Source organism: Methylobacterium phyllostachyos (assembly GCF_900103445.1).
Classification (GTDB): Bacteria; Pseudomonadota; Alphaproteobacteria; order Rhizobiales; family Beijerinckiaceae; genus Methylobacterium; species Methylobacterium phyllostachyos.
The window spans coordinates 197,706-221,432 of the sequence record NZ_FNHS01000001.1 but is presented as its reverse complement, the minus strand read 5'-3'; the positions used below and the strand labels follow the sequence as shown (position 1 = coordinate 221,432).

Here is a 23,727-nt window from a genome sequence, read left to right as displayed (position 1 = left end):
GCATCGAGGCGCCGTACGCAATGCGGATCGCCTATTCGGCGGCGATCCGCGGTGGCGCCGGGCGCCCGTCATTGGCCGGATGCGCCGGGTCGAACGCGGGCTCATCCTCCGGGTCGTCCCGCTCGCCCACGAAGCGGCCGAACAGCCGCTTCAACAGGCGCGACAGGTCGTCCATCAGCACGAAGATCGCCGGCACGAAAACCAGCGACAGCACCGTGGAGACGAGCAGGCCGCCGATCACCGCCACCGCCATCGGCGAGCGGAACTCGCCGCCGATCCCGTAGGCCAGCGCGGAGGGCACCATGCCGGCCGCCATGGCGATCGTGGTCATCACGATGGGCCGGGCGCGCTTGCGGCCGGCATCGACGATCGCCTCGTTGCGATCGACCCCCGCGCGGATCTGCTCCACGGCGAAGTCGACCAGCATGATGGCGTTCTTGGTGACCACGCCCATCAGCATCAGGATACCGATCACCACCGGCATCGAGATCGGCATATGGCAGATCAGCAGGGCCAGGATCGCGCCGCCGATCGAGAGCGGCAGCGAGAACAGGATGGTCAGCGGCTGCAGGAAGTTGCCAAACAGCAGGATCAGCACGCCGAACACCATCATCAGGCCGGCGCCCATGGCGAGCGCGAATCCTTCGAAGACCTCGCCCATCACCTCGGCATCGCCGGTCTGGCTGATCGTCACCCCAGGCGGCAGGTTCTTCGCGGTCGGCAGGTTCATCACCTGGCTGATCAGCTCGGCCAGGGCGTCCGAGCCCTGCATGTCGCCCTCCAGCGCCACCCGCACCGCGCGGTCGTAGCGGTCGATGCCGGTCGGCCCCTGGCCCAGGCTGATATCGGCGACGGTCGCGAGCGGCACCGCGGCCCCGCCCTTCACCGGCACCTTCAGGGTCTCGAACTCGGAAAGCCGGCCGCGCAGACTCTCGGGGAGCTGCACCCGGATCGGGATCTGCCGGTCCGTGGCGTTGAACTTGGCGAGGTTCATGCCGATGTCGCCGATCGTCCCGACCCGCACGGTCTCGGCGATCGTGTCGGTGGAGACGCCGAGATCGGCCGCCACCGCGGGTTTCGGCCGGATCCGAACCTCGGTCCGGTCCAGCGGCGCCGTCGACATCACGTTGACGAGGTGCGGGATCTGAGCCGCCTCGCGTTGCAATTTGGCGGCGACGTCCGCCACCACCGCCTTGTCGGGGCCGGCGATGATCAGCGCGAGATCACGCTGCCCGTTCTCACGCAGCGCCCAGAAGCGGAGATCCGGCTCCTCGCGCAGGATCGCGGCGACCTCGGCATCGACCTGCTTCTGTGTGCGGTGTCGGGTGTTCTTCGGTGTGAGGTTGATGGTCAGGCTCGCGAGCCGGACCTCCTTCTTGCCCGGCAATTGCCGGCCGCCATCGACGAACACGCTCTTCACTTCAGGCAGTTCGCGGATCTTCGCCTCAATCCGATCGCTCACCCGGACCGTGTCCTGAAGTCGGGCGCCCGGCGGCAGTTCGAGGACGAACAGGGTGCGTGCCTGATCCTCCGCCGGCAGGAAGCCCGCGGGCAGCAGCCCCGTCGAGGCGATGGAGCCGGCAAAGCACGCGATGCCGAGCACCAGCGTGATGAACTTGTGGCGCACCGACCACGCCACGAGGCGGGTGTAGCCGCGCATGATGAAGCCGTCGCGCGTATGGTCCGGACCGTGGTCCCGCAGGAAGTAGGCGGCGAGCAGCGGCGTGATCAGCCGCGCCACGAGCAGCGACATGAACACTGCCGCCGCGATCGTCAGTCCGAATTGCTTGAAGTACTGGCCGGCGATGCCGCCCATGAACGACACGGGCGAGAAGATCGCCATGATGGTCGCCGTGATGGCGATGACCGCGAGCCCGATCTCGTCGGCGGCCTCCAGGGCGGCGCGGTAGGGTGACTTCCCCATCCGCATATGCCGGACGATGTTCTCGATCTCCACGATCGCGTCGTCCACCAGGATGCCGGTGACCAGCGTGATCGCCAGGAGGCTCACGGCGTTGAGCGAGAAGCCCAGCGCGCTCATCACCCAGAAGGTCGGCAGCACCGAGAGCGGCAGCGCCACCGCGGCGATCAGCGTCGCCCGCCAGTCGCGCAGGAACAGCAGCACGACGATGACCGCGAGGGCGGCGCCCTCGATCAGGCCCATCATGGCCGAGTGATAGTTGCCGATCGTGTTGTCGACGCTGGTGTCGATCAGGTCGAACCGGACGTTCGGGTTCGCCGCATGAAGCGCCGCGATCTTCTTGGCGACACCCACCGACACGTCGGCGTCGCTGGCGCCGCTGGCCCGGGAAATCGCGAAGGCGACCACCGGCTCGCCGTTGAAGCGCGCGAAGGTGCGGGGCTCCTCGGCGGTGTCGGAGAGGGTCGCCAACTCGTCGAGGCGGACCTTGCGGTTGCCCGGCACGACGATCGAGGTCTTGGCCAGCGTCTCCAGGCTCGCCGAGGCGGCGAGCGCCCGGATCGACTGCTCTTGGCCGCCGATCTCGGCCCGGCCGCCGGCCATGTCGGCGGAGGTCAGGCGCAATTGCCGGTTCACGTCCGCGGCGGTGATCCCGAGCGCCAGCAGCCGGTCGGGCTTCAGGGTCACGCGGATCTCGCGGGCGACGCCGCCCAGGCGCTCGACGCCGCCCACGCCCTTCACGCTCTGGAGGCCGCGGGCGACCACGTCGTCCACGAACCATGACAGGTCCTCAGGCGTCATGGCGGGCGCGGAGGCGCCGTAGACCATGATGGGCAGGCCGGCGATCTCGACGCGGGAGACGATCGGCTCGTCGATCGTGCGCGGCAGGTTCTGGCGGATCTTGGCGATGGCGTCCTTGACGTCGTTGGTCGCCCGATCCTGGTTCACCTCCAGCCGGAACTCGATCGTGGTGGTGGAGATGCCCTCCGTGATCGTCGACAGGATGTGCTTGACGCCTTTCACACCGGCGATCGAGTCCTCGACCCACTTGGTGACCTGGGTCTGAAGCTCCGCGGGCGCGGCACCCGATTGCGTGATCGTCACCGAGACGATCGGAATATCGATGTTCGGGAATCGGGTAATCGGCAGCGAGCGGAAGCTCACCAGCCCGAGGATCATCAGGACGAGGAACAGCACCACCGATGGGAGCGGCTTGCGGATCGCCCAGGCGGAGACGTTGAGGCGCATGGCTCGGTCCTACCGCGGGTCCGCGTCGGCCATCGGGGCGGCCATGGGGGTACTGCCGGGGGAAGCCACGGCCCGCACCCGGTCGCCGTCGCGCAGGAAGCTACCGGCTCGGGCTACGACGCTCTCGCCGGCGGCGACGCCGGAGCGCAATTCGGTGTAGCCGTCCGCCGACAGACCGGTGTCGACGGTGCGCGATTCGACGCGACCGTCCTTCACGACGAGCACGCTGGCGCGGCCGTCCGCGGCGTAGAGCAGGCTGGAGACCGGGACCGCGACGCCTGTCCGGCGGGCCACCTCCACATTGCCGCGGGCGAAGGCGCCGATGCGCAGGGCCGGGTCGTCGCCCAGGCGGATGCGGACCTTGCCGAGGCGGGTCGCTCGGTCGACCTCGGGATAGACCCGGCGGACCTTGCCCTTGATGTGCCGGCCGTCATCGAGATCGAGGCTCGCCGGGTTGCCGACCTGGATCCGCGCCAGCGAGGTTTCGGGCACCTCGCCCTCCAGCTCGATCTCGCCGCGAGCGATCAGCCGGAACAGGGGCTCCCCGACTGCGGTGGCTGTGGCGCCGATCCGGGCGGTGCGGCGGTTGACGATCCCGGCCTCGGGCGCCCGGATGTCAGTGCGGGCGCGCCGTAGGGCAATCTCGGCCCCGGCGGCCCTGGCTGTGGCGAGGTCGGCCTGGGCCGATTGCAGCCCGCCCTTCGCGGCGGCGAGGCGGCCTTCCGCGCCCTGCGCCGCCGAGACGCGCTGTTCCAGCACGGCCGCCGTGGCGTTGCCGGTCTTGGCGAGCGCCTGCGCGCGTTCCAGCGCCTGCTTGGCCTCGACGTTGGCGGCCTCCGCCTGGACGATCTGGCTCTGCGCCTGGACGATGGATGCCTGCGCCCGGGCGATCGCCGCCGCGTTCGAGGCCTCCTGGGTCGCGATCATCTCCAGCGACAGCCGGGCGAGCACCTGCCCCTTGGTGACGCGGTCGCCCTCCTCGACGAGCAATTCGGTGATGCGCAGCCCCTCGACCTCCGGGGAGACCAGGATCTCGTCCCGGGGCACGAGGGTGCCGGTGACAACGGCCCGCTCGACGATCTCCCGGCTCTCGGCCGGGACGACGGTCACGGCGGGGGCGATGGCGGCGGCATCGGGGACGGCGGCGCTCTCGACGGCCAAGAGCGGCGTCGAAGCCGGCGCCGTGGCGAGAACCGCGAGCCCGCACAGGAGACCGAGGCGGGACGCGCGCCAACGGAAGAATTTCACGACAGGGCCTCGCAGTCGGCGCTCGATTGGTTACGCCGCTCCCTTGCCGAGTAGGTCGGCGATTTCATGGCGCAGGGTGCTTAAGGAGACCGAGTATAACGCCTGCGGTGGATGCCGTCGCCGGACCGCGCGCCGCATGCTTCGCGTCGGCGAGATGGCCTGCTTTTCCACGCTTTGTCCTGCAACCGGCTGCGAACCGCGGCGTTAACTGGGCAATGGTCTTCTCACGACCGGAGAAGGTTCGATGAGCATCTATCAGATCAAGCAGACGAAGAGCGGCGCGGTGCTCTGGACCGGCGCTGCCAACGACGAACAGACGGCCCTCGACGCTATGGCGCGCGAGGCCGGATACCGGGATTTCTCCGCGATTCCGGACGCGATCCGGGCCGACGGGATCGAGGCCGCCGAGCTCAACCTGATCTCGTAAGCCTCTTCGTTCCGTCGCACCGCGTTGAACAGGCGTCTGCCGATGAGGCAGACGCCGTTTTCATTTTTGTTCGAACGAGCCCGCGAGCGCATCGATCGCCGCGGCGCAGTCGATCACCGCGGTCGGGCTGTGCAACCCGCCGATCACCGCCGGATCGAGGGCGAGCCCCGCCTGGATCAAGCCCGGCCATGCGGAGGCTTCGGGCCACCCCACGTGCACGATGGCGGCGCCGAGCCGGGCCAGGGCTGCCGCTTTCTCGGTCTGCTCGCCGTAGGCCCGTGGCTCCGGCAGGCAGAGGAAACGCTTGGCCTGCGCCGCCGCAAGGGCCACGACCCCATCGCCCCCGCCGCCGACCAACAGGGCGGCTCGCGCCACGTATGCCGCGACGTCCGGGACCCAGCCGTGCAGGTGCAGGTTGTCGGGGATCGCGCCCGAACCCGAGACCGGGCCCAGCACATGCCATGTCCGGTCGGGCACGGCCCGCGCCGCCGCAGCCAGCGCGGGCCTGTCGCCGCCCGCGCCGCCCTGGCCGAACACCACCACGATGTCGTGGCTCGCCTCGGTCGCGGTCAAGGCCGGTCCGGTGAGGAAGCCCGCGTAGACCGTCTTGGCCCGAACCCATTCGGGTACGCCCGCGCCGTCCAGCGCTTCGGGAAACGGCGCGAGCACGCGGCTCGCACTCCGAAAAGCTTCGCAATGCGGCTGATCGGTCCGGGTGCCGGCGAGCCGCACCACCAGGGTCGGGACCGAGAGCAGGCGCGCGAACAGCGCCACCTCCACCGAGACATCGACCACGAGCAGCGCCGGATCGGTCCGCGCCACCCATTCGGCGATGCGTGCCATGCGGGCGCGGAGGCCGGGATGGTTCAGGGGGGCGTAGTGGAGCGCTTCCGGTCGCTCGGTCGCGCCGTCCCGGCCATCAAAGGCCGCGTCGCCGAGGGGACGGTCGTCGGGCAGGTCGAGGATGTCGAGCCCGGCGGTGTCGAAGCCCGCGAGCGTGCCGATGATCGTGCAGGGCCGTGGCAGGGCGGTGGCCACTGCCCGCGCCCGCTGGAGATGGCCGGCGCCCTGGTGGTGGACGTACCAGCCGATGCCGCGGGTCACGCGGCGTCCTTCAACGACAGGGCTAAAGCGTCGAGGTCGGCGAGCGCCCGGTCGAGGGGGCATTCCCGGGCGGGCAGGCTGCGCGATTCCAGGATCCGGTCGGCCCGCTCCACGAAGGCGATGTCGTTGGGGCATGGACCGAGAACCGCGAGATCTTCGGTCCCGAGGCCGAGCCGTGCGCAGGCGGTGACGCGGTCCGAGGGCTGGAGGTGGAAGGCGCGGCGCAGAGCCGCCCGGCGCAGGATCAGCGCTTGCCAATGGCCGGCCTCCGGCAGCAGGTAAGCCTCGCCTTCGAGCACGCGGGCGCGGCGCGCCATCTCGGTGGCCATGCCGCCCGAGACCCGGCCCTGGTGACGGGCCGAGACCATCACCCGCACATCGGGGCAATGGCGCAGGCGGGCACCGTGGGCGCGCAGCAGGCCGACGAGGGCGTTGTCCTCGCCGCAGGGCAGTGGCGGCAGGCCGCCGACCGCGCGGTAGAGCGACACAGGGACGGCGAGGCTCGCGCCGGTATGGTCACCGTGGCGCGGGGCCGGATCGTAGGGCGGCGGGTCGAGGAGATCCTCCAGGCGCCGGACCCCAGCCCAGTAGCGCTCGATCCGAGCATGGAGATCGGCGAGCCGCGGATCGGCATCCCCGTCATCGTCGATCACGAGGCGGCCGCCGACGACATCGGCCAGTTCGAGGGCCCGCAGGTTCGCCGCGATCCAATCGGCCGGCAGGCGGGCATCCGCGTCGGTGGTGAGCAGAACTCCATCCGGAACGCCGTCCACCGCGAGCCAGTCCGCGCCCGCCTCCAGCGCCATGCGCCGTGCGGTGCCGACATGGGCTTCCACACCGGAAAGCGTCGCCTCGATCAGCCGGATCTCCAGCGCCGCCCAGGCCCCCGATTCCTGCCCGGCCCGGACGGCGGCCACCGTCCCGTCCGTGCAGTTGTTGGCCAGCACGACGATGCGCACCGGCGTTGGGACTCCGGTCTGTCCGGCGAGCGAGGCGAGCAGGAGCGGCAGGCGCTCCGCCTCGTTCCGCGCCGGGATGCAGACGACGCCGCGTGCGAGATCGGGCCGGCCGCTCATGTCAGCCGCGCCCGCCCGCGACCCGCAGGGTCGGCCGGGCCCGCTCGGCGCAGCGCGCCATGACGGCCTCGTAGGCTTCGAGATAGCGCGCGGTCATCGCGGAGGCGTCGTAGAGCGCCTCGGCCCGGTCGCGGCAGGCGCGGCGCGACAGGCCAGCGGCCTCCCGGATCGCCACGGACAGATCCTGCGCGTCGTCGGGATCAGCCAGCCGGCCGCATTGCGCGTCGAGGATGTCGGGCATGGCGCCGCGACGGAAGGCGGCGACCGGCGTGCCGCAGGCCAACGCCTCCGCCACCACGAGGCCGAACGGCTCCTCCCAGCGCGGCGACACGATCGCCACCCGGGCGCGGCCGAGATGATGGGCGAGATCCCGGTGCGAGAGATGGCCGAGATGCGTGAGGTCCGGCCCGAGCCGCGGCGCGATCTCGGCCGCCCAATAGGCCGGATTGAGCTTCGGCCCGGCGAAGACCAGCGGCAGGCCGGCCGCCCGCGCGGCGTCGATGGCGAGATGCAGGCCCTTTTCGGGGACGATCCGGCCGGACCAGAAGGCGTAGGACGGCGCGTCGGCCGCCGCGTTGTAAGCGAAATTCGAGAGATCGACGCCGTTATCGACCACTTGCGCGTCGGGCACGAGCGTGGCCCATTCCTGCGCGAGGGACGGCGAGACCGCCAGGAAGGCCATGTCGGGGTCGGCCTTCACGATGCCGCGCACCAAAGCCTCGAAGGGCGGCGTGTGCAGCACCGTCACCCAGGGCAGGCCGAGCCGGGCGCTCTCCTGCAAAGGCAGGGCATGCAGGGCGTTGTTGTGCACGAGGTCGAAGCCGCCGGCCGCGACCATGTCCATCATCCGCCGGTAGGCATCGTGCTCGGCGCGGTCGATCGCCTCCTCGCGCTCGGGATCCATCAGCGCGTCGCCGGTCGGATCGCAGAGCATCACCGGGTCGAGCGCCGGATCCGAGCCGCGGCTGGCGAACAGCGTCACGTCGTGCCCGCGTCGTTTCAAGGCGACGGTGAGCAGGTGCGTGTGCATCTCCAGACCACCGGCATAGGGCTGGCCGATCGGGTATTTGAGATGTGCGAGGACAGCAATCTTCACGCGCGCACCAACTCTCGTAGGGTAGGGATATCGACCGCGCGCAACGATACGAAAGGACTTAATTCCGTAGCGCGGCGGCGTTTATCATCTCGCAGGTTTCTTCACCAAGCGTTGCATCGACGGGCCGGAGCGACGACGAGCACGACGCTGCCGGACTTCCTAAGCGCCGCGGCCTGAACCAAAGATGATCAAGCTGGTGTGATACCGGTTCATTTGGATCAGTCCGCGGTTACGGACATGAGCCGGAATGGCGGCGCCGACAGCGGTCGGGTCTCCAGGGGGCGGGGAGGGGGCGATGAATCTTCCGTTCGGCTTGAGCGTGTTCGCGGTCGGTGCCGCGGCACTGGTGATCCTGACGCTCGCGGCCGGGGTGAAGATCGTGCCGCAGGGCTACGTCTACACGGTGGAGCGATTCGGGCGTTACGCCCGCAGCCTCGGCGCCGGCCTCGCCCTGATCGTCCCCTTCGTCGAGCGGGTGGGCCGCCGGGTCAACGTGATGGAGCAGGTGATCGACGTGCCGAGCCAGCAGGCCTTCACGCGCGACAATGCCGGGGTGACGATCGACGCGGTGGTTTTCTATCAGGTGCTCGATGCGGCGCGCGCCTCCTACGAGGTTTCGAATCTCGACCTCGCGGCCACGACCCTGACCATGACCAACATCCGTACGGTGGTCGGCGGGATGGATCTCGATCAGCTCCTCGCCCACCGCGACGAGATCAACGAGCGCCTGCTGCGGGTGATGGATGCGGCCGCCTCGCCCTGGGGCGTGAAGATCAACCGCATCGAGATCAAGGACATCCTGCTCCCGCCCGACCTCGCGGGGGCGATGGCTCGCCAGATGAAGGCCGAGCGCGAGAAGCGCGCCTCCATCCTCGAGGCGGAGGGCCAGCGCGCCGCCGAGATCCTGCGGGCGGAGGGGCGCAAGCAATCGGCGATCCTCGAATCGGAGGGCCGCAAGGAGGCCGCGTTCCGCGATGCCGAGGCGCGCGAGCGCTCCGCGGAGGCCGAGGCGCAGGCGACCGGCCTGGTCAGCCGGGCGATCGCCGAGGGTGACATCGCGGCGGCGAACTTCCTGGTGGCCGAGAAGTACGTCGACGCCGTGCGGGCGCTCGCCACCGCGCCGAACCAGCGGGTCGTGGTGGTGCCGATCGAGGCGGCGGCGCTCGCCGGCACCCTCGGGGGCATCGGTGAGCTCACCCGCTCGGTGTTCGGCGACGGGACGCCGCCGCGGCGGGCCGGCACGCCGCCGAACGTCACACCGCCGCGGGCCTGACGATCGTGACCACACTCGCGGCCTTTGTCGAAGCTCTCGGGCCTGCCTGGAGCTGGGTGATCGCTGGGCTTGTGCTGGCGGGGGCCGAGATCCTGGTGCCGGGCGTGTTCCTGATCTGGCTCGGGCTGGCGGCCATTGGCACCGGTCTCGCGGCGTCGGCGTTTCCGCTGCCGTGGCAGGGGCAGACGCTGCTGTTTGCCGGGCTCGCCGTCATTCTGGTCACGGGTGCGACGCGTCTACATCGGCGCGGCGCCGGACGAAGCGGAGAGAATCTGAACCGGCCAGACCGCGGGCTGATCGGACGCGTGGGTGTCCTGGACGAGCCGATCGTGCAGGGTACGGGTCGCATCCGATTCGACGACACGCTGTGGCGGGTCGAGGGGCCGGACCTTCCGGTCGGAGCGCGGGTGCGTGTCGCCGGGATGAACGGCACGGTGCTAACGGTGGAGGTCGCCTGATCTGAGGCACGCGGCTGATGACGGAGTGCGACGCGCGTCCTCTCCCGTGCGGGCTACGATCTTGGCAGATCGAAAACTGGCTCCGCGGCTCTCCCTCCCCGGCAGAGGGGGGAGGGAGGGGTCGTCGGCGGATGCCGCCCTTGACAATGTTCCTATTTTGTGCTCATTAGCCGCCACCTGTCCGCGGTGCTGCTCGGTGATCCTTCGGGGTGATCCGGCGGCGCTCTTCGGGGGTCCGCCTGGTGGCTGACCGGTCGGGCGTGCCGGACAGGGCGGTGCCCGCGTCGGTGGCTCTCAGCCGCCATCGCCCCGGGCGGCGTGACCGATACGGGGCGTGTCTCGGATCACGGGCGGACAACGGGTGAGCCCGGCGGGGGGAGGAAATGCCCTCCGCGCCGACCCTCCGTCTGGGCCGACCCCAAGGGACCTGCGGACCCGTCCACGACGAGGCGGGCAAACGGCTGGAAGGCCACAGACATCCTCGCGGGTTCCGGCGGTGCGTGTCACCGCGTCCGAGACCGGCTGCAGGGGCGTCGCAGGATCGGGAGCGTCGAGCAGACACCGCGACGAGAAAGACGGCGTTGATCGGGGACCACGCCCGGTCGATGCCGCGGGGCGCCGCGGGGACCGGATCCCGCGCGTCTAACAACACCTGGGTTCCCGCGGCGTCCCGCGTCCCTCGTGTTTCTTGGGCCATGCCCCCGGCGCCATAGGCGGGTGGGGACGATCACGCGTGTCGAGGAGGCCAGCCTCATGCGGTTTGATCGGACGCTTCGGTCGCGGTGTTCCCTTCAGAACAACGAGCGCTGCGACGGATCCAGGATCGTGCGCCGTCGCCAAGCGTGATGCGCTCTGGTCTGCTTCGCCCCGCCCGCGAAGACGACGGGACGGATCCCGTCAAACGGAAACGGTATGCGGGCAGCCGGCGCCCCGGAATGCTCCGCCGCACCTTACCCGAACGCCCCGACCTCGTGCTGGATCATCCCGGAGATCTCGCGCACCTGCTCGAACATCCGGCGGATCGGCTGGAACAGGTTGGCGTGCTCGGCCTCGTAGGTGCCGACGTCCCGCGGGCCGGCCGGCTCGCCGAAGTTCAGGCCCAGCGTCGGATCCGGGGTGACCGGAAAGATCTCGTCGAGCAGCTTCAGGCAGCCGTCGATATCGAGGCGCAGGAAGCGCTCCAGCAACTGCTCGCGGGAGACGCCCGCCTGTGGCCGGAAGCCGGGGATATGCACCGCCAGGAACCAGATCCGGTGGATCAGCGCCAGCCGCAGGGCGTGCAGCAGCGTCAGCCGCGTCGACATGGTTGGCAGGTCGGGAGCGGCCGCCGTCAGGGCCAGCCAGTCCCGGGTCAGACGCCCGAACAGGCTGCGCAGCGCCGAGGCAAGGTCGAGCCGTTCCAGGGCGCCCGCGATCACCACCAGTTCGTCCCGGCGGAAATCCTTCTGCGTGCGCCGCGCCCGCTCCAGCCACACGGCCGGGTCGAGGGTGTCGATATAGGCGCGCAGCACGTCGAGGTCGCCGACCGAGGCCGCGTGTTGCACCAGCCGGAAGGCCCGGGAGAAGCGCACCGAATCGCGCCGCATGTCGCGGAACAGGTCGGGCCCGCGTTGGGCCGCGCGGCCGATCCCGTGAAGGGAGTTCGCCAGGAAGCCGAGCTGGTGCAGGATCGCGTTGTTGGGGATCGCCCGCATCTGGCGCGGATGGGTGATCCGGGCCGGGCCGCCATTGTCGCTCTGGCGGGCCACGGGGCGCGAGCCGGTGCGGTCGATCAGGCTCGGGCCGAAGGTGCCCAGCAGCGCCGCGTAGCCCTCATCGTCCACCAGCGCCTCCATGTCCTGGCGGGCCGCGGTGAAGAATTCGAGGGCGAAGTCGGGCTCGGAATAGATCGGGTCGTCCTTGGGGTCAGCACCCGCATTCGCGTCGCTGAGGGCGTAATCCGCGAAGGTATCGTCCTCCACGATGTCGAGGGCGTAGACGTGCTCACTGATGCGCGCGACGCTGGCCTCGGCCAGGGCTTCGGTGCCGAACAGCAGGTAGCCGTCGGTGCCCTGGAAGCTTGATTCGAGCCGGACCTTGATGCCGGCCTTGCGGGCGCGGTCGCGGGCATCCTCCGGCGCGAGATAGGCGAGGCGGTCGCGCAGGGAGGTCGGGTGGGCGCCGCGTCCGATCGATTCGCCATGCGTGTCGAAGATCGCGAGCTCGATATCGGCCAGCCCGTTCTGGACCAGCATCTCGGTGATGCGCAGGCGCAGGCGCTCGATCCAGAAGGTGGCGGCGAGCTGGCCGACATAGCGGCCGGAATCCGAGTAGCCGAACTGCACGGTCAGCCGGCCGATGCGCTTGAGGTACTGGCGCCAGTGCGGGTTGCGCAGCGCGTCGTCGAGCACCCGGATGCCCTGCTCCAGGGCGCTCGCCGTCTCGAACAGCGGCGTGATCTCCAGCTTGTCGGCAATGCCGTAATGGCGCGCGAGCCAGAGGGCGGCGAGCAGGGTGTAGCCGGTCTCGGTCTCGGCGATCAGGAAGCGCACCGGATGGGTGCCATCCACGTGCTTGAGGATCTGGGCGATCGTCATCATCAGCCGGGCGGCCGAGGCCCGCTCGGCGGCGAGCGCCCCGAAATCCACCGCCACCGGCCGCACGTCGTTCAGGAGCGCGTGGATCGTCGCGAGGTGCGAGCGGCGGCGGGCCGCATCGGTGGGTTCGCCCTCGAGGTCGATCACCCGGCGCACCGCGTTGTGGATCTGGCTGGCGTTGAGCCGGAAGTGCGGCAGGGCGTTCGAGAGCCCGTGCGTGGCGACGCCAGCCCGCAGGATCGCGATCCGGCGCTTGTCGGCCGCGTCGTCGGCGGCTTCCAGCGCCGCGGTGAGGCCCGCCACCAGGGCACCCGCATCGGTTTGGGCGCGCTCGCGCTCGATGATCAGCGCCAGGGCAAACCGATGCACCGCCTCGAGGGAGGGCTTATCGCCGAGCCGCGGCGCCACCGCGAGCTGGCGGTTGACCGCGGCCAGCGCCCCCTCGGCGAGCGCCCGGACCGGGCGGCAGCCGGCGATCTCGGGCAACTCGCGCATCACCCGGTCGAACTGCATGCGCTTCGAGATCAGCCGGTAGCGCAGGGTGTCCCACCAACCGATATCGGTCCGCCCGTCGGTGTCGCAGCCGACCCAGCTCGCGATGGCGAAGGGCCGGGGCGTCAGCGTAGTCCAGCGCTCCGGCCAGCGGGCTCGGGCAGCATCGAGCAGCGCGCCGTTGAAGGCGTCGAGCGCCAGACGCCCGTTATTGGCCGCCGCGCAGGCCTGCTCGAACTCGACATCCAGGGTGATCGGCGCATCGGGCCGTGTCGACTGCGCGGCGGCGCGCCCGATCAGGTCGGCGCGGGCCTGCGCGTCGGGCAGGCTCGCTGCCTCCGCCAGGAGGTTCGCTACGGCCCGCGGCATGCCGAAGGTCGGGTGCGCCGTGAACACCACCGCGAAGGCCGTACGGTGGATGAAGGCCGCGAAGCGCTCGAAGCCGTCGGGCCCATTGGCCGCCGCCGCCACGAGGCGGGCTGGGATCGAAGCCTCGGCGTCGACCGGCTCGCTCGCCAGACCGACATAGCTGCGCAGCCGTGCCGCCCGCGCCGCCAGGGATTCCGCGCGCAGCCGGGCGAACAGCGGATCGAGGTCGTCGGCCGCGATCTCGTCCCGGTCGAACCGCCGGGTGATCGCCAGGGTCACGGCCAGGACGGGATTGCGGAACGGGTCCTCCCGCGCCTGATCCCGTGCGGCCTCGATCAGGCTGAGGAGGTGATGTTCCAGCTCCTCGGGCGCGCGGCTCGGCTCGTGCTGCATCGATTGGTCCCGGCTCCGATCGGCCCGCATCTAGCCGGTTCGCCGGCCCACGCAAGGAGCGTTCCGCATGCGTCGGGGTGGCAACGGTTTGACCATCGGTCTACAGCTGCACACCTCATGGAGCGCCTGCTCATCATCCTGGCGATATTGATCTTCGTCATCGCCCTCGTAGCCGTCGCCACCATGGCGGCCCGGGGCCGGCGCGAGCCCCTGCGCATGGGATCCGAGCTTGATTCGGAGGACGAAGACCTGTTCCTCGGCGCGGTCGGCCCGCGTAGCAGTCCGATCGATCGGTCGGCGCAGGTTCTCGAGCAGAGGCCGCCCGGTCCGCACGTGCTCGACTTGGAGGCGTCCGAATTGGAACCGATCAGAGCCCTGACCCGGACGGGGCGCGATGAGCCGGCCCGGCGCGATCCGCCGGAGGCCGGCCGATGAGGTCGCTGGCCCACGGGGGCATCGTTCTGCTGCTCGCTGTGTCGCTCCCCCTATCGACCGGACACGTGGCTGCGGCGGCACCGGAGGCGCAGCAATCCCCGGCCGCCTCTGCCCCAACACCGAACGAACCGACACCGTCGGCTGGTCCGCCGCCCGAGCAGCCCTGCGGTACCAGCGCGGCGCGTTTCGAGAGCGGCAAGAGCTTCACGATGGTGGTCACCCGGGCTGGGCAGGTTCAGACCACCAACCCGCTGAGGCCCCTGACGCCCGAGGTGAACGAGGTGCTGCTGGTGGTGATCGGCGGAAAGGTCGCCACCGCCTATGGCCCGGATTTCACGGCGTTGCGGCGCGGGAGCGCTCCGGCGGCGATCGAAGCCATGCTGGGCGGCCCGATCAAGTGGCAGCCGAGCCTGCCGACCCTGCCCGATTCGATGACGATCGTCAGCGAGGAGGGCGCCCCCCTGGCGCAGCTCGCGTTCCGCACCTGCGAGACGCCGCCCGCCGTGAGGGCTCCCCGTACGAAAACGGAGGCCCGAAAGAAGGTGCCCGCCCGGCGGGCACCTCCCAAGGCAGCGGCCGAAAAGACGCCCCCGGGCTTCTCCATGCCTCAAGGGGCGATCGCCGAGTAGCAATCACTTCTGCTTGGCGATGACCTTGTCCTTGATGCCGTCGTAGACGTTCTTCGGGATGATCTTCTTCGAGACCAGATCATCCTTGCCGCGGTAGGGGCGGCCCTTGATGATCGCGGCCGCGCGGGCTGCGCCGATGCCGGGCAGGGCGTCGAGTTCCGCGCTGCTGGCGCTGTTGAGGTCGATCAGTGCCGTCTTGGCGGCGTTTGGCGAGCCGGCGACCGGGGCGCTCGGCGCGGTCGGTCGGGTGGGAGCAGTCGGCGCCGCCGTGCCGGGCGTCTGTGGCGCGGGAGCCTGGGCCAGGGCGGGCGCACCCACGAGGCTGGAGAGGAGGGCGAGCAGAGCGAGGGTCTTGGTGGAGGAAGCCATGGCGTTCTCCCGAAAGGCACGGTCCGCCGCGCGGCACCGTCGGCCAAGCTCTGGGCCGCGCCGCTTGAACCCACGCTTAACGGTTGTGCCCGGTGCCTCTAGCCACGGGCGGGCGCCGCGGCTATAAGCGCGCCCTCATCCGTATCCCGCGGTGCGCGTGGCGATCCTCGATTGGGGAGCCGCCCGGGCGCCGCTTTGTCCGCGGCGTCACGAAGGATCACACCATGGCCGTCCCGAAGCGAAAGACCTCCCCCTCCCGCCGCGGCATGCGCCGCTCGGCCGATGCGCTCAAGGCGCCGACCTATGTCGAGGACAAGGATTCCGGCGAGCTGCGCCGCCCGCACCACATCGACCTGAAGACCGGCATGTACCGCGGCCGTCAGGTTCTTAAGGTGAAGTCCGCCGAGGCGTAAGGCTTTTCGCGGCGCCTCAGGCGAGGCGCCGCGCGGTCTCCGCGTAGCACGCGGCGGCCATTTGGGTCCGTTCCAGACGCGACGGCAGCAACGTCGGGTCATCGGCCGTCAGCAACTGTGCGATGAAGCCGGCGCGGGATTGTCCCGGGGCCGCGCGCTCCGCCGGCACGGCCCTTTCATGCCCCTCGGGGCGTCCCCCATCGATCACGACAAGCGAGCGCCCCGCGGGACGCGCGGCCTCTGGGCCTGCGCCCTCCATGGCGTCGGGCGCTGCCCGCACAGGCCTGACGTGTGCCGGGCCGAGACGATTGCCTGCTTCGACCCGCACCATCGCGACACGCTCCGCACATTTCCGTGCCGGTGTCGCAAGGGTGATACCGATATTAAGAGTTCGTCAACTTCTATTCGGTCGCAGCGGGCGGGTGATTATTTCTTGGCCAGCGCTTCCAGGCGCTGCTGCATCTCCAGCATCTGCCGCTTCAGGTCGTCCAGCTCGCCGCCGCCGTAGGCCGTGGGGGCGGGCTGCGGTGTCGGCTGGGTCCCGGCGGGCGGTGCAAAACCCGTGAACATCTTCATGGCGTCGCCGAAGAAGTTCATGTTGGTGCGCACCTGCTGCTCGATCGCGTTCTGGAATGCGGCTGGACCGAAGCTCTGGGCGAACTTTTCGCGCAGGCCGTCCTGATCCTTGGCGAAATTCGCCATGGAGAATTCCAGGAAGCTCGGCACCATGGTGCGCATGCTGTCGCCGTAAAAGCGGATCAGCTGGCGCAGGAACGCCACCGGCAGCAGGTTCTCGGCACCGGCCTTGTTCTCCTGCTCGAAGATGATCTGCGTGAGTACCGAGCGGGTGATGTCATCGCCCGTGCGCGCGTCGTACACCACGAAGTCCTCACCGTTCTGGACCATCGTGGCGAGATCCTCGAGCGTCACGTAGGTCGAGGTACCGGTGTGATAGAGGCGCCGGTTGGCGTACTTCTTGATGACGGTCTGTGTGGCCTTCACGGTATCCGCCATCGGGAACGGCCTTTCTCGACTCAAAACCTCGGGACATGCGGAGCCGCATCATGCGGCCCTGCGGGATCGTCTTCGCGCCCGCAGCACGATCCTTAAAGCCTTCGCCAAGCGCAGAAAACAGCAAACTGCATCTCTTCAACGCAGAATAATGCAGGCCTTGCCGCGATCGGGCACCATTTCAGTGTCGCGGGCGCGTCATCGGCATCATTTGCGGGTTCGATGCGCAATCTTGACTTCGCCGATGCCACGCCCTTCATCGCAGGGCCAGCACAGAGCGCGCCCCGGAAGGCGCGCCGGCTCGCGAGAGGAGAACGCAACATGGCAGCCAGCGAAGAGATCGTCATCGTCGGGGCCGCGCGCACGCCGGTCGGCTCGTTCGGCGGCGCCTTCGGGGCGGTGCCGGCTCACGAGCTCGGCGCGACGGCCATCAAGGCCGCCCTGGAGCGCGCCAAGGTCTCGCCCGACGAGGTCGACGAGGTGATCTTCGGCCAGGTGCTCACCGCCGGTGCGGGCCAGAACCCGGCCCGTCAGGCCGCCATCAAGGCCGGCATCCCTGAGAAGGCCACCGCCTGGGGCCTCAACCAAGTCTGCGGCTCGGGCCTGCGCACGGTCGCCATCGGCATGCAGCAGATCGCCAACGGCGACGCCAAGATCATCGTGGCCGGCGGCCAGGAATCGATGTCGCTCTCGCCCCACGCCCAGTACCTGCGCGGCGGCCAGAAGATGGGCGACGTGAAGCTCGTCGACACCATGATCAAGGACGGGCTGTGGGACGCCTTCAACGGCTACCACATGGGCCAGACCGCCGAGAACGTCGCCCAGGCCTTCCAGCTGACCCGCGAGCAGCAGGACCAGTTCGCGACCCGCTCGCAGAACAAGGCCGAGGCCGCCCGCAAGGAGGGCCGGTTCAAGGACGAGATCGTGCCCGTCACCGTGCCGGGCAAGAAGGGTGACACCGTCGTCGACACCGACGAGTACATCCGCGACGGCGCGACCATGGAGGCGATGGCCAAGCTGAAGCCCGCCTTCTCCAAGGAGGGCACCGTCACCGCTGCCAACGCCTCGGGCCTCAACGACGGCGCCGCCGCGCTGGTGCTGATGTCGGCCTCCGAGGCCGAGCGCCGCGGCCTCACCCCGCTCGCCAAGATCAAGTCCTGGGCGACCGCGGGCGTCGATCCGAAGGTGATGGGAACGGGCCCGATCCCGGCGTCCCGCAAGGCCCTGGAGAAGGCCGGCTGGAAGCCCGCCGACCTCGACCTGATCGAGGCCAACGAGGCCTTCGCGGCCCAGGCGCTCGCGGTGAACAAGGACATGGGTTGGGACGACGCGAAGGTGAACGTCAATGGCGGCGCCATCGCCATCGGCCACCCGATCGGCGCCTCGGGCGCCCGCGTTCTCGTCACGCTGCTGCACGAGATGAAGCGGCGCGACGCCAAGAAAGGCCTCGCGACCCTGTGTATCGGCGGCGGCATGGGCGTCGCGATGTGCATCGAGCGGACCTGATCGATCTGTAACGCCCGGTTCTCGACAACTTAGACTTAAGGCCGAGATCACAAAAATTCGCGTGCGGACGCCATCCGCACGCGTCATCACGGGCTGCCAACAGGAGGAAACAATGGCTCAAGGACGCGTCGCCCTCGTCACGGGCGGCAGCCGCGGAATCGGCGCGGCGATCTCGAAGCGGCTGAAGGACAAGGGCTACACGGTCGCCGCCAATTATGCCGGCAACGACGAGGCCGCCAACGCCTTCAAGGCCGAGACCGGTATCCCGGTCTTCAAGTTCGACGTGGGTGATCTCGCGAGCTGCGAGGCCGGCATCAAGGCGATCGAGTCCGAAGTCGGGCCGATCGACATCCTCGTCAACAATGCCGGCATCACCCGGGACGGCGCCTTCCACAAGATGACCTTCGAGAAGTGGCAGGCGGTCATCAAGACCAACCTCGACTCGATGTTCACCTGCACGCGGCCGCTGATCGAGGGCATGCGCAGCCGCAACTTCGGCCGCATCATCATCATCTCGTCGATCAACGGCCAGAAGGGCCAGGCCGGCCAGACCAACTACTCGGCCGCCAAGGCCGGCGTGATCGGCTTCGCCAAGGCGCTCGCGCAGGAAAGCGCCTCGAAGGGCATCACGGTGAACGTGATCGCGCCGGGCTATATCGCCACCGAGATGGTGATGGCGGTGCCGGAGGACATCCGCAACAAGATCATCTCCACGATCCCGACCGGGCGCCTCGGCGAGGCCGACGAGATCGCCCATGCGGTCGAGTATCTCGCGAGCGACGAGGCCGGCTTCGTGAACGGCTCGACGCTCACCATCAACGGCGGCCAGCACTTCGTCTGATCCCTAAAGGGCGCGCCGGCTTCAGGCGGGCGCGCCCGATCTGCAAAGGCCTCAGGCCGGCGCCTCCGCGAGGCTGGGAGCCCGCTCGATCCCGACCTTCGGACTGCCTTGCCCTCCGCAGCCGCAGCGCGCCGGGACGACCAATCGCTGTCGTCGGCAGGCGTCCGCGCAACGGGCGCTACTTCCCGTCAATCGATGAGGCTGCGCGGGATCTCAGCGGTTCTTGTTAACCATTGTATTGCGGCGCGAAGTGTTTGGTATTTATTTTATTGCCGCCACGTGTTGCGCTGACGAGTTTGTATCAGCTGGTCAATAACCAAATAAAATCAGACCTTCTGCCCTCCGATCCGCGCTTTAGGCGCTCATCGATCGGGTGTGTATCGCGGGTGGAGCGAGAACCGATTGTTCACGTGCTCTGGGGCACGAACAAGTCGGGCGTGCCCGTATAGGTCTCGTTCCGTCGCGCCGCGGATGTTCGCGCCGACAGTAGAACGGGAGCGCGAGCACCATGATCCACCAATTTTACGGTAAATTCCCCCTTCAGCGTGTTTGCGACAACGGTGCCTCTTCTGCGCAGGGCCGCGTTAAGGCTGGCGGCCGGCAGGCCCGGCGGCTCCCGGTCGCCGCGAAGATTGCCCTGGCAGCGGCCTGCACCCTGGGCCTCGCGGCCTGTGTCACCCCCCAGGAGCGGCACGCGATGGATCAGAACCAGTGCTACACCTTCGGGTTCGAGCCCGGCACCGATGCCTTCGCGCAGTGCATGATGGGGCTCCACCAGGATCGTGCCGCCGCACAGGCTGCCAGCAACCGGTACTGGCAGGCCCAGCTCGCCGAGCAGAACCGGCGCCGCGAGGCGCAGCAGGACCTCTACAAGGTGATGAGTCTGCAGCGGAGCGGCGATCCGCGCTTCCCCGTCTGCGGCGCATCTTATGAAGGCGGCATGGATCACCGGACCATGACTTGGTTCGGCCCCAACTGCCGCGCCCGCTGACCCGGATCAGGGAGACAAACGATGTCCGACATCCTCGCGCGCGGCCCGGAGCATCCCAGCCGGCTCATCTTCGTATCCATCGCCGTCATCGCGACCGTCATCGGGATCGGCACCGGCGATATTCGCCTGTTCTTCCTGACTGTCGCCGCCTGCACCGTTCTGCTCTGCACCGGCTATGCGGTGATCCGGCGCTGGCTCGGCTGGAAGCCTCTGAGCTTCGATTACCTGTTCGAGCTCCTTCGCCTGCTGTCACCCACCTGAACCGCCCGGCGGGCGCACCCTCCCGCCGCGGACTGCCGGATCAGCGGCCGCAAACCTCGACCCCCATCCCAAAACCTTTCAGCGCAGGGAGGTCACCATGACACTCGCCCTCATCATTGCCGGCATCCTCCTCGTCAACTTCCTGATGGCCGGCCTCTTCTCCCTCGTGGCCCTGTGGGCGGACTGACCCGCGCTTACGGCGCCCCGACGCAGTTGGCATAAAAGGTCGTCGTCGCGGGCCAGTCGGAGAACACGCCCATGACGCCGACCTGCCCGTGCAGCACGTCAAGCAACCGGAGGATGTCGCCGTCGCCGGTCACCACCGGCTTGATCGACTGGTAATAGTAGCCGCCGCCCTCCTTCAGCGGGCCGGAGCGCTCCAGCGACCACGCGATCAGCCCGAGTCCCGCGCGCTTGGCCGCGCGGGCATAGGTCGAGGGCTCGATCGTGCCGTCAGGCCCCGGCCGGACCAGCATCCACAGGGGCGGCGCCAGGATTCTCACGCCCTTCTGCGCCAGATCGGCCATGCTGGGCTGCCATGTGGCGGGGTTCTCCGGATCGAACCCCTTGGCGGTCTCGTCGCGGTTGTCGAGGAAGATCGCCTGCCGGCCGAAATCCGGCTCCTTCTCCAGCCAGTACAGAATGTCCCGCAGCTGGAAGCTCTGCGGATAGACGTCGGAGGCCGGGATGCCCGCCTGCTTGTACTCGTCGATGAGCTGCTGGGTGTACATATCCTGTGTGTAGGTGCCCTCGAACGGCATCGGCATCTGCGGCGCCTTGAGCTCGGGGGTAAATTTCCGTCCCATCCCCTTCACCAGCGCGATGTACTCCTTGTGGGATAGCAGCGTGCCGGTGCCAGCGTAGAGATCGGTGCGCCAGCGCGGCGTGACGTTCATGTAGGCGGCGACATGGGTGGCGTCCGGATCGGCCGCGTCCATCTTGCCGTTCAGCGACTTGAACTCTTCCAGCGTCAGGTCGCTGGTGCAGCACTTGGCCGAGGCCTTGCGGCCCGTGGCCGGATCGGCCGGCTCGAATCCCTGGCTGCACTTCGCCGCGAGCGCGGGCCGGGCTAGGATGTCAGTGGTGGTGTGCAGGTCGCACTGGCTGTGCCGACAGACGAGCTGGCGATCCTTGGTGAAGGCGACATCGCACTCGATGATGCCGGCACCCATCCGCTCGGCGGCGATCAGCCCCTCGCGGGTGTGCTCAGGGAACATCAGCGGCGCCCCCCGGTGCGAGATCGAGAAGGTCTTTGGCGTATAGGTCCGGTCGACCCCGCACGCGGCGAGCTTGTCCTTGAGGGGGCCGGGCTTGAGCTGATCGACGAGGTAGAAGGGCCGTGGCCCGAGCTGGGCGGCCTCGCCCGCCAGGGCTGGGCCTCCGGCCAGAATCAGCATCAGCCCGGCCATGATTGCGCGCATCGCAGACCCCCCCCCCTGTGTCGCCGCCGGTAGAGTGGGACGGTGACAGGCACATGACCCGGCATCTCGCCGACTCAGATGCGTGCATGGTAGCGGCCCGTCATGAGTGGATCCGCGCCGATGTCGTCCCGTCCGATAAGCCGCTCCGCCGCGACTCTGGCGGGCTTCGGTGCGATCGCGCTCTGGTCGCTGCTGGCCCTGTTCACGGCGGCGTCCGGATCCGTGCCGCCCTTCCAGCTCGCCGCCATGACATTCCTGATCGGTGGCCTGTGCGGCTGCACCGTCTGGATCGCCCGTCCGGCCCGCGCCCGCGCGCTGATTCAACCCTGGCCGGTCTGGCTGCTCGGGGTCGGGGGTCTGTTCGGCTACCACGCGCTCTACTTCAGTGCGCTCCGCCTCGCCCCACCGGCTGAGGCCGGGTTGATCAATTATCTCTGGCCGCTGCTGATCGTGCTGTTCTCGGCGCGCCTGCCGGGATCGGGGGGCTTGCGCCCGGGCCATCTCGTCGGCGCGCTGCTGGGGCTTGCCGGCGTCGCGACCCTGTTCGTCGGGCGGGGCGATCTCGGCTTTCCGGCGGGGGCGCTGCCGGGCTACGCGGCCTCCTTCGCCGCGGCCTTCGTGTGGGCCGGCTATTCGGTGCTCTCGGCCCGGGTCGGGCAGGTGCCGACCGATGCGGTCGCCGGCTTCTGCCTCGCCACCGCCGCGCTCAGCCTCCTCTGTCATCTGGCTTTCGAAACGACGGTCTGGCCGGCGGACGCGACACAGTGGAGCGCGGTGCTGCTGCTCGGGCTCGGACCGGTCGGGGCCGCGTTCTACCTCTGGGACATCGGCTGCAAGCGCGGCGATGTCCGATTGCTCGGCGTCACCGCCTACGCGGCGCCGGTCCTATCGACGCTGATCCTGGTGGCGACGGGCTATGCCAGACCCGGGCCGGCTTTGGCGTTCGCCTGCCTGCTGATTGTGGCCGGCGCCCTGACGGCGGTGCGGGCTTCGCGGACCGCGCCGAAGGGGGGTTAACCGCGCGGCGTCGGCCGCCAATCCGGCGGTGCCATCTCGAAACCCGAGAAGTCGAAGCCCGGCGAGACCGTGCAGCCGACGAGCGTCCAGGCGCCGAGGCTGGTCGCGGTCTGCCAGTGACCCGCCGGCACCACGCATTGCGGCCGCTGGCCGGCGGCGAGGTCCGGCCCGAGATGCCGGGCTTCGGCGTCGTGCCCGTTCGGGCTCGTGGTGATCACCAGCGGCGCGCCCGCGTGCCAGTGCCAGATCTCGGTGGCGTCGACCCGGTGCCACGCCGAGACCTCGCCGAGGTCGAGCAGGAAGTAGATCGCAGTGCCGACCGAGCGCCCGTCCACGGTTCGTGGATCGCGAAAGGTCTCGCGGTAGTGCCCGCCCTCGGGATGGGGCTTGAGCCCCAGCGTCGCGATCACCTCGGTCGCCGTCATGTCCATCTCCCGCGACCGCGGACACCCCGCGGCTTGCCGCCACTTGGCACCGATGCTACCGGCCGAAAACCCGCAAGGTCCGAGAAAAATGCCGAGCCCGACCGTACGCCTCCACCGCGGCGACCTGCCCGCCGATTACGATGCCGGCCGGGCGGTGGCCATCGACACCGAGACGCTCGGCCTCAACCCGCATCGTGACCGGCTCTGCGTGGTGCAGATCTCGACCGGCGACGGCACGGCCGACGTGGTGCAGATCCCGCAGAAGGGCCCGGAGCCGGTGGTGCTCAAGCGCGTCCTGGCGGACCCGGGCGTGCTGAAGATTTTCCACTTCGCGCGCTTCGATGTGGCGGTGCTCTACAAGGCCCTTGGGGTGATGCCGCAGCCGGTCTACTGCACCAAGATCGCCTCGAAGCTCGCCCGCACCTACACGGATCGCCACGGGCTCAAGGACGTAGTCCGCGAACTCGTGGGCGTCGACCTGTCGAAGCAGCAGCAATCCTCCGATTGGGGCGCCGAGAGCCTGTCGCAGGCGCAGCTCGATTACGCGGCCTCGGACGTGCTCCACCTCCACGCCGCCCGCGACCGGCTCGACGCGATGCTGGCCCGCGAGGGACGCACCGACCTCGCGGACGCCTGCTTCGGCTTCCTGCCGACCCGCGCCCGTCTCGACCTCGACGGGTGGCCCGAGGTGGACATCTTTGCGCATAGCTGAGGGGCCGACGGCGGG

The 23,727-nt window shown here is 69.4% G+C and carries 22 protein-coding genes; 12 read left to right on the top strand and 10 right to left on the bottom strand.

What is annotated here, in order from left to right:
• Window positions 1-31: 31 nt before the first annotated feature.
• Both BLQ49_RS00985 and BLQ49_RS00980 read right to left on the bottom strand, forming a co-directional pair.
• On the bottom strand, window positions 32-3,169 hold the full coding sequence (locus tag BLQ49_RS00985; RefSeq protein WP_091712569.1) for an efflux RND transporter permease subunit: 3,138 nt from the start codon (window positions 3,167-3,169) through the stop codon (window positions 32-34).
• Between the two features lie 9 nt (window positions 3,170-3,178).
• The gene (locus tag BLQ49_RS00980) at window positions 3,179-4,378 is read right to left on the bottom strand and encodes an efflux RND transporter periplasmic adaptor subunit (protein ID WP_425283964.1); all 1,200 of its coding nucleotides are present in this window, start codon (window positions 4,376-4,378) and stop codon (window positions 3,179-3,181) included.
• Between the two features lie 283 nt (window positions 4,379-4,661).
• Here BLQ49_RS00980 and BLQ49_RS00975 point away from each other — a divergent pair, with 283 nt between their 5' ends.
• The gene (locus BLQ49_RS00975) at window positions 4,662-4,844 is read left to right on the top strand and encodes a hypothetical protein (protein ID WP_091712566.1); all 183 of its coding nucleotides are present in this window, start codon (window positions 4,662-4,664) and stop codon (window positions 4,842-4,844) included.
• A 60-nt stretch (window positions 4,845-4,904) separates the two neighbouring features.
• Here BLQ49_RS00975 and BLQ49_RS00970 read toward each other — a convergent pair whose 3' ends face one another.
• Genes BLQ49_RS00970 through BLQ49_RS00960 form a run of 3 tightly spaced genes read right to left on the bottom strand, consistent with a single transcriptional unit; the run spans window position 4,905 to window position 8,120 of the window.
• Window positions 4,905-5,948 carry a glycosyltransferase gene (locus BLQ49_RS00970; protein ID WP_091712564.1) on the bottom strand — a complete coding sequence of 348 codons (1,044 nt, stop codon included), beginning with the start codon at window positions 5,946-5,948 and terminating at the stop codon, window positions 4,905-4,907.
• Complete coding sequence (locus BLQ49_RS00965) at window positions 5,945-7,024, bottom strand: glycosyltransferase family 2 protein (protein ID WP_091712562.1); 1,080 nt, start codon at window positions 7,022-7,024, stop codon at window positions 5,945-5,947. Before BLQ49_RS00965 ends, BLQ49_RS00970 begins: the two co-directional genes overlap by 4 nt.
• A gap of 1 nt (window position 7,025) precedes the next feature.
• The gene (locus tag BLQ49_RS00960) at window positions 7,026-8,120 is read right to left on the bottom strand and encodes a glycosyltransferase family 4 protein (protein WP_091712561.1); all 1,095 of its coding nucleotides are present in this window, start codon (window positions 8,118-8,120) and stop codon (window positions 7,026-7,028) included.
• A gap of 295 nt (window positions 8,121-8,415) precedes the next feature.
• Here BLQ49_RS00960 and BLQ49_RS00955 point away from each other — a divergent pair, with 295 nt between their 5' ends.
• Both BLQ49_RS00955 and BLQ49_RS00950 read left to right on the top strand, forming a co-directional pair.
• Window positions 8,416-9,393: an SPFH domain-containing protein gene (locus BLQ49_RS00955; RefSeq protein WP_091712559.1), complete on the top strand. Its 978-nt coding sequence runs from the start codon at window positions 8,416-8,418 to the stop codon at window positions 9,391-9,393.
• A gap of 56 nt (window positions 9,394-9,449) precedes the next feature.
• On the top strand, window positions 9,450-9,851 hold the full coding sequence (locus BLQ49_RS00950) for an NfeD family protein (protein ID WP_244507381.1): 402 nt from the start codon (window positions 9,450-9,452) through the stop codon (window positions 9,849-9,851).
• Between the two features lie 950 nt (window positions 9,852-10,801).
• On the opposite strand, the gene BLQ49_RS00945 is transcribed toward BLQ49_RS00950, so the two are convergent.
• Entirely contained in the window at window positions 10,802-13,681 is a 2,880-nt protein-coding gene (locus BLQ49_RS00945) for a phosphoenolpyruvate carboxylase (protein WP_091713076.1), read from the bottom strand.
• A gap of 117 nt (window positions 13,682-13,798) precedes the next feature.
• Between BLQ49_RS00945 and BLQ49_RS00940 the strand changes: the two genes are divergently transcribed.
• Complete coding sequence (locus BLQ49_RS00940; protein ID WP_091712556.1) at window positions 13,799-14,116, top strand: hypothetical protein; 318 nt, start codon at window positions 13,799-13,801, stop codon at window positions 14,114-14,116.
• A complete protein-coding gene (locus BLQ49_RS00935; RefSeq protein ID WP_091712554.1) occupies window positions 14,113-14,745 on the top strand; it encodes a hypothetical protein in 633 nt (210 codons plus the stop codon). The genes BLQ49_RS00940 and BLQ49_RS00935 overlap by 4 nt, the downstream gene beginning before the upstream one ends.
• 3 nt (window positions 14,746-14,748) lie before the next feature.
• Here BLQ49_RS00935 and BLQ49_RS00930 read toward each other — a convergent pair whose 3' ends face one another.
• On the bottom strand, window positions 14,749-15,114 hold the full coding sequence (locus BLQ49_RS00930; protein ID WP_091712553.1) for a helix-hairpin-helix domain-containing protein: 366 nt from the start codon (window positions 15,112-15,114) through the stop codon (window positions 14,749-14,751).
• 224 nt (window positions 15,115-15,338) lie between these two features.
• Here BLQ49_RS00930 and rpmF point away from each other — a divergent pair, with 224 nt between their 5' ends.
• Window positions 15,339-15,527 carry a 50S ribosomal protein L32 gene (gene rpmF / locus BLQ49_RS00925; protein ID WP_003601373.1) on the top strand — a complete coding sequence of 63 codons (189 nt, stop codon included), beginning with the start codon at window positions 15,339-15,341 and terminating at the stop codon, window positions 15,525-15,527.
• A 426-nt stretch (window positions 15,528-15,953) separates the two neighbouring features.
• Here rpmF and phaR read toward each other — a convergent pair whose 3' ends face one another.
• Complete coding sequence (gene phaR, locus BLQ49_RS00915) at window positions 15,954-16,541, bottom strand: polyhydroxyalkanoate synthesis repressor PhaR (protein WP_091712549.1); 588 nt, start codon at window positions 16,539-16,541, stop codon at window positions 15,954-15,956.
• Between the two features lie 318 nt (window positions 16,542-16,859).
• Between phaR and BLQ49_RS00910 the strand changes: the two genes are divergently transcribed.
• The 4 genes from BLQ49_RS00910 to BLQ49_RS00895 all read left to right on the top strand — a co-directional run bounded on the left by BLQ49_RS00910 (window position 16,860) and on the right by BLQ49_RS00895 (window position 20,137).
• Entirely contained in the window at window positions 16,860-18,044 is a 1,185-nt protein-coding gene (locus BLQ49_RS00910; RefSeq protein ID WP_091712547.1) for an acetyl-CoA C-acetyltransferase, read from the top strand.
• A gap of 112 nt (window positions 18,045-18,156) precedes the next feature.
• Window positions 18,157-18,885: an acetoacetyl-CoA reductase gene (gene phbB, locus BLQ49_RS00905; RefSeq protein WP_091712545.1), complete on the top strand. Its 729-nt coding sequence runs from the start codon at window positions 18,157-18,159 to the stop codon at window positions 18,883-18,885.
• A gap of 508 nt (window positions 18,886-19,393) precedes the next feature.
• Window positions 19,394-19,876 (top strand): hypothetical protein, encoded by a 483-nt coding sequence (locus BLQ49_RS00900; protein WP_167627596.1) that lies wholly within the window; start codon window positions 19,394-19,396, stop codon window positions 19,874-19,876.
• A 21-nt stretch (window positions 19,877-19,897) separates the two neighbouring features.
• Window positions 19,898-20,137, top strand: coding sequence for a hypothetical protein (locus BLQ49_RS00895; protein WP_091712544.1), 240 nt, complete (start codon window positions 19,898-19,900; stop codon window positions 20,135-20,137).
• Between the two features lie 194 nt (window positions 20,138-20,331).
• Here the strand turns inward: BLQ49_RS00895 and BLQ49_RS00890 are convergent, their stop codons facing one another.
• Window positions 20,332-21,558 (bottom strand): glycerophosphodiester phosphodiesterase family protein, encoded by a 1,227-nt coding sequence (locus tag BLQ49_RS00890; protein ID WP_091712542.1) that lies wholly within the window; start codon window positions 21,556-21,558, stop codon window positions 20,332-20,334.
• 120 nt (window positions 21,559-21,678) lie between these two features.
• Here BLQ49_RS00890 and yddG point away from each other — a divergent pair, with 120 nt between their 5' ends.
• Window positions 21,679-22,575, top strand: coding sequence for an aromatic amino acid exporter YddG (gene yddG, locus BLQ49_RS00885; protein WP_244507380.1), 897 nt, complete (start codon window positions 21,679-21,681; stop codon window positions 22,573-22,575).
• Here the strand turns inward: yddG and BLQ49_RS00880 are convergent.
• The gene (locus BLQ49_RS00880; RefSeq protein WP_091712539.1) at window positions 22,572-23,000 is read right to left on the bottom strand and encodes a cupin domain-containing protein; all 429 of its coding nucleotides are present in this window, start codon (window positions 22,998-23,000) and stop codon (window positions 22,572-22,574) included. The genes yddG and BLQ49_RS00880 overlap by 4 nt on opposite strands.
• An 88-nt stretch (window positions 23,001-23,088) precedes the next feature.
• On the opposite strand from BLQ49_RS00880, the gene BLQ49_RS00875 reads away from it, so the two are divergent.
• Entirely contained in the window at window positions 23,089-23,712 is a 624-nt protein-coding gene (locus BLQ49_RS00875) for a ribonuclease D (RefSeq protein ID WP_091712538.1), read from the top strand.
• Window positions 23,713-23,727: the final 15 nt, after the last annotated feature.

Bases quoted from the DNA above. Each gene is read 5' to 3' on its own strand.
- BLQ49_RS00985 (WP_091712569.1), bottom strand. From the start codon at position 3,169: ATGCGCCTCAACGTCTCCGCCTGGGCGATCCGCAAGCCGCTCCCATCG.
- BLQ49_RS00975 (WP_091712566.1), top strand. From the start codon at position 4,662: ATGAGCATCTATCAGATCAAGCAGACGAAGAGCGGCGCGGTGCTCTGG.
- BLQ49_RS00965 (WP_091712562.1), bottom strand. From the start codon at position 7,024: ATGAGCGGCCGGCCCGATCTCGCACGCGGCGTCGTCTGCATCCCGGCG.
- BLQ49_RS00955 (WP_091712559.1), top strand. From the start codon at position 8,416: ATGAATCTTCCGTTCGGCTTGAGCGTGTTCGCGGTCGGTGCCGCGGCA.
- BLQ49_RS00945 (WP_091713076.1), bottom strand. From the start codon at position 13,681: ATGCAGCACGAGCCGAGCCGCGCGCCCGAGGAGCTGGAACATCACCTC.
- BLQ49_RS00940 (WP_091712556.1), top strand. From the start codon at position 13,799: ATGGAGCGCCTGCTCATCATCCTGGCGATATTGATCTTCGTCATCGCC.
- BLQ49_RS00935 (WP_091712554.1), top strand. From the start codon at position 14,113: ATGAGGTCGCTGGCCCACGGGGGCATCGTTCTGCTGCTCGCTGTGTCG.
- BLQ49_RS00930 (WP_091712553.1), bottom strand. From the start codon at position 15,114: ATGGCTTCCTCCACCAAGACCCTCGCTCTGCTCGCCCTCCTCTCCAGC.
- rpmF (WP_003601373.1), top strand. From the start codon at position 15,339: ATGGCCGTCCCGAAGCGAAAGACCTCCCCCTCCCGCCGCGGCATGCGC.
- phaR (WP_091712549.1), bottom strand. From the start codon at position 16,541: ATGGCGGATACCGTGAAGGCCACACAGACCGTCATCAAGAAGTACGCC.
- BLQ49_RS00910 (WP_091712547.1), top strand. From the start codon at position 16,860: ATGGCAGCCAGCGAAGAGATCGTCATCGTCGGGGCCGCGCGCACGCCG.
- phbB (WP_091712545.1), top strand. From the start codon at position 18,157: ATGGCTCAAGGACGCGTCGCCCTCGTCACGGGCGGCAGCCGCGGAATC.
- BLQ49_RS00900 (WP_167627596.1), top strand. From the start codon at position 19,394: ATGATCCACCAATTTTACGGTAAATTCCCCCTTCAGCGTGTTTGCGAC.
- BLQ49_RS00895 (WP_091712544.1), top strand. From the start codon at position 19,898: ATGTCCGACATCCTCGCGCGCGGCCCGGAGCATCCCAGCCGGCTCATC.
- BLQ49_RS00890 (WP_091712542.1), bottom strand. From the start codon at position 21,558: ATGCGCGCAATCATGGCCGGGCTGATGCTGATTCTGGCCGGAGGCCCA.
- yddG (WP_244507380.1), top strand. From the start codon at position 21,679: ATGTCGTCCCGTCCGATAAGCCGCTCCGCCGCGACTCTGGCGGGCTTC.
- BLQ49_RS00880 (WP_091712539.1), bottom strand. From the start codon at position 23,000: ATGACGGCGACCGAGGTGATCGCGACGCTGGGGCTCAAGCCCCATCCC.
- BLQ49_RS00875 (WP_091712538.1), top strand. From the start codon at position 23,089: ATGCCGAGCCCGACCGTACGCCTCCACCGCGGCGACCTGCCCGCCGAT.